The organism is Clavibacter lycopersici (assembly GCF_003576405.1).
In the GTDB taxonomy this organism is placed as follows: domain Bacteria; phylum Actinomycetota; class Actinomycetes; order Actinomycetales; family Microbacteriaceae; genus Clavibacter; species Clavibacter lycopersici.
In genome coordinates this window covers 1-3,884 of sequence record NZ_QWGT01000251.1, presented here as the reverse complement: position 1 = coordinate 3,884, position 3,884 = coordinate 1, and the positions used below count along the sequence as shown (strand labels likewise).

Annotated in this window: 3 protein-coding genes; all 3 read right to left on the bottom strand. The window is 71.4% G+C overall.

Annotated features, from left to right (window positions below; all coding sequences use genetic code 11):
* Nucleotides 1-1,931, bottom strand: a 1,931-nt coding sequence (locus DZG00_RS13265; protein ID WP_147360006.1) for an alpha-mannosidase, incomplete at its 3' end; no start/stop codon positions are given.
* 103 nt (nt 1,932-2,034) lie between these two features.
* Nucleotides 2,035-2,943: a carbohydrate ABC transporter permease gene (locus DZG00_RS13260; protein ID WP_119382742.1), complete on the bottom strand. Its 909-nt coding sequence runs from the start codon at nt 2,941-2,943 to the stop codon at nt 2,035-2,037.
* Nucleotides 2,944-2,945: 2 nt separating this feature from the next.
* Nucleotides 2,946-3,884: carbohydrate ABC transporter permease (locus tag DZG00_RS13255; protein WP_233550137.1), on the bottom strand; the 939-nt coding region annotated here is incomplete at its 5' end.

Below are 3,884 nucleotides of genomic sequence, written 5' to 3'. Positions count from 1 at the left end.
GACAGCGCGCCGACGCCGTCCGCGTCCACCGGCGCCGCGTTGAACGCGATCCGCCGGTCGCCCGCTCCGGCGAGCGCCCGCTGCGCCCCGGCCACGAGCTCCCGCAGCCGGCCCTGCACGCGTGCGTGCTCGCGCTCGGCCTCCTGGTGCACCCAGGCGATCGAGGTGCCGGGCAGGATGTCGTGGAACTGCAGCAGCAGCACGGTGCGCCAGAGCGCGTCGAGCTCGTCGTGCGGGTACTCCGCGAGGTCGCGGACCGCGGCCGTCGCGAGCCACAGCTCCGCCTCGCGCAGCAGGTGCTCGCTGCGCCGGTTGCCCTGCTTCGTGCGCGCCTGCGACGTGTAGGTGCCGCGGTGGAACTCGAGGTACATCTCGCCGGACCACACGTGCGGATCCCGGATCTCGGCCTTCGCGGCGTCGAAGAACTCGAGCGGCGTGCCGAGCGTCACGCGGGGCGACCCCTCGAGGTCGCGTGCGCGGTGCGCGGCCGCGGTCATCTCGCGGGTCGGCCCGCCGCCGCCGTCGCCCCAGCCGAACGGCACGATGGAGGAGTTGCTCACGGCCTTCTCGGCGTGCTGTCGCTCGGCGCGGGCGAGGTCCTCGCCGGAGAGGTCGGAGTTGTAGGAGTCCACCGGCGGGAAGTGCGTGAACACGCGGCTGCCGTCGATGCCCTCCCAGAGGAACGTGTGGTGCGGCATCGTGTTCGTCTCGTTCCACGACTGCTTCTGCGTGAAGAAGTACTCGGCCCCGGCACCCCGCACGATCTGCGGCAGCGCGCCCGTGTAGCCGAAGGAGTCGGGGAGCCACACCTCCCTGGCGTCGATCCCGAACTCCTCGAGGAAGAAGCGCTTGCCCTGCACGAGCTGGCGGACGAGTGCCTCGCCGCCCGGCATGTTCGTGTCCGACTCGACCCACATGCCGCCGACGGGCACGAACCGGCCCTCGGCCACGCGCTCGCGCAGGCGCTCGAAGAGGCCCGGGTGGTCCTCCTTCAGCCACGCGTACTGCTGCGCGCTGGAGGCCGCGAACACGAAGTCGGGATCCTCGTCCATGAGCGCGAGCACGTTGGAGAAGGTGCGCGCGACCTTGCGGCGGGTCTCTCGGACGGGCCAGAGCCACGCCGAGTCGATGTGCGCGTGGCCGACCGCGGTGACCCGGTGCGCGCTCGCGTGCGCGGGGGCGGCGAGCACGGCCTCGAGCGCCCGTCGTCCGTCGGCTGCGGTGCCGGCGACGTCGTCGGGATCCACCGCGTCGCACATGCGCTCGAGGGCCGCGAGGATCTCCGCGCGGCGGGACGACGCCGGATCCAGCTGGCCCATGAGCCCCTGCAGCGTCCAGACGTCGCGGTCGAGCTCCCAGACGGTCAGATCGCGCCAGGCGAGGTCCATCGTGCGGAGCGTGTAGATCGGGTCGTCGCCCGCGGTCGCGAGGTCGCCGAGCGGCGTCTCGCCGTAGAAGAAGTTCCCGCCGACGTCGGGGTTCGACGCGGCCTCGATCCAGAGGTCGATCGGGGTGCCGGGCGTCTCGCCCGCGCCGACGCCCACGAGCGGCACGTAGCCGTTGTACGGCTCGATGGCCTTCACGACGCTGCCGTCGGGCCGGTACACGAGTCCCTCGGCCTGGAACCCGGGCTGCCGGTCGCTGAAGCCGAGGTCGACGAGCACCTCGAGCGCGGTGCCCTCGGCGTCGGCGTCCTCCGGCACGGTGCCGGTGACGTGGAACCACGTGGTGCCCCAGGCCCTGCTCCAGGGCGTGCCGACGGCGAACGGCCGGTACTCCTGGCGCACGGCCTCGGCGAACGGCACCGGCTCGCCGGGCGCGTCCCACGCCTCGATCGCGAGCGGGATCCGGCGGCGGTGCACGTTCGGGACGAGGCGATCGAGCACGAATCGGGCGACGCGGGCCTCGGCGAGCGCGGTGGTGGGGGGCATGGTCATCTCCAGTCGATGGCGCGGCGGGCCGCGGGCGGGTGGTGCGGGTGCATCGGGTCGTGCCCGGCGCGCGGTCGGGCGCCGGTGGTGGTGGTGCGCGGCATCAGCCCTTCACGGCGCCGGCCAGGGCGTTCGACCCGCCGAGCGTGCGCGAGACGAGCACGTACAGCGCGATGACGGGCACCGAGTACACGAGCGAGAACGCCGCGAGCTGCCCGTAGGCGACGGATCCGTACTGCCCGAAGAAGGCGAAGATGCTCACCGCGGCCGGCTGCTTGTCCGGGCTGAGCAGCAGGATGAAGGGCACGAAGAAGTTCCCCCACGCCTGGATGAACACGAAGATGAACACCACCGCGATCCCCGGCCGCATGAGCGGCACGACGATGTGCGTGAGCGTGCGCATCATCGATGCCCCGTCGGTCCACGCCGCCTCCTCGAGGGAGATCGGCACGGAGTCCATGAAGTTCTTCGCCATCCAGATCGCCATCGGCAGGCTCGTGGCGGCCAGGAAGAAGACCGTGCCGCCGATCGAGTCGATGAGGTCGAGCGTGACGAAGAGGCTGTAGACCGGCACCATCATCGCGGTGATGGGCAGGCACGTGCCGAAGAGGATCCCGTAGAGGAACGGCTTGTTGATCCGCATCCGGTACCGCGACAGCGGGTACGCCGCGAGGATCGCGACCGCCACCGTCACGATCGCGCAGCCGCCCGAGAGCACGAGGCTGTTCATCAGCGGGATGAACGAGATCTCCGGCGTGAGCACGGCCCGGAAGTTCTCCAGCGTGAACTCGCTGGGGACCTTCGCCGAGAGCGTCGCCGACGGGTCGAAGGCCGCGAGCAGGAGCCAGACGAGCGGCACCGCGAAGCACAGGGCGACGAGCACCAGCACGGCGTTCGACACGGCGCGCATCACGCGGCCGCTCGGACTGGTCATGCGCGATCCCGGCGGCCGGGCCGAGCGCGTCGCGCGGGCAGGACGAGCGTCGGTCGGCGTCATCGTGGTCACGGCCATGGTCAGTCCACCTCCGGGCGCAGGGCCCTGATGTAGATCACCGAGAACACGGCTCCGACGAGGAGCATGATCGTGGCGATCGCGGTGCCGAAGCCCAGCTGCGAGAACTGGAACGCCTCCTGGTAGGCGAGGATCGGCAGGGTCGAGCTGTTCGTCCCCGGCCCGCCGCCCGTCATCACGAAGATGAGGGTGAAGACCGAGAGCGTCTGCAGCGTGGTGAGCATCAGGTTGGTCGAGATGCTCCGGCGGATCACCGGCAGCGTGATGAAGACGAGCCGCTGCCAGCCGGTCGCGCCGTCCACCTCCGCGGACTCGGTGATCTCCGGCGGCACCTCCTGCACGGCCGCCGAGTAGACGAGCATCGAGAAGGCGGATCCGCGCCACACGTTCGCGAGGATCACCGAGAGCAGCGGCAGGCCGTAGAGCCAGTTCGCGCCCTCGATGCCGAACCAGCCGAGGATCGTGTTGAGCGTGCCCTCGTCGTCGAAGAACGCGTACGCCGCGAACGCGGCCACGATCTCCGGCAGCACCCACGCCGCGATGACGAAGGTGCCGACGACGGCGCGCACGATCCGGTTCCCCTGCCGCATGAGCAGCGCCAGCCCGAGGCCGACGACGTTCTGCCCGACGACCGCGGAGAAGAACACGAACGCGAGCGTGAGGAGCACCGACTTCGGGAAGTCGGGATCCGCGAACAGCGCCCGGTAGTTGTCGAACCCGATGAACTGCGCGCCGCCGGCGGCGTACCCGGTGAGGGACGCGTCGGTGAAGGAGCCGTAGAGGCTCGAGATCACGGGGCCGAGGAGGAACAGGGCGAGGAGGACGATCGAGGGCAGCAGCGGGATGGTGCGCGCGCCGGTGCGGAGCGCGCGGGCCCGGGCACGTCCCGGGCGGACCGGGGGCTTCCCGCCGGCACCCGGTCCGGATCCCGCCGCGCCCCG

Coding starts and splice junctions, on each gene's coding strand:
- DZG00_RS13260 (WP_119382742.1), bottom strand. CDS start 2,943: ATGGCCGTGACCACGATGACGCCGACCGACGCTCGTCCTGCCCGCGCG.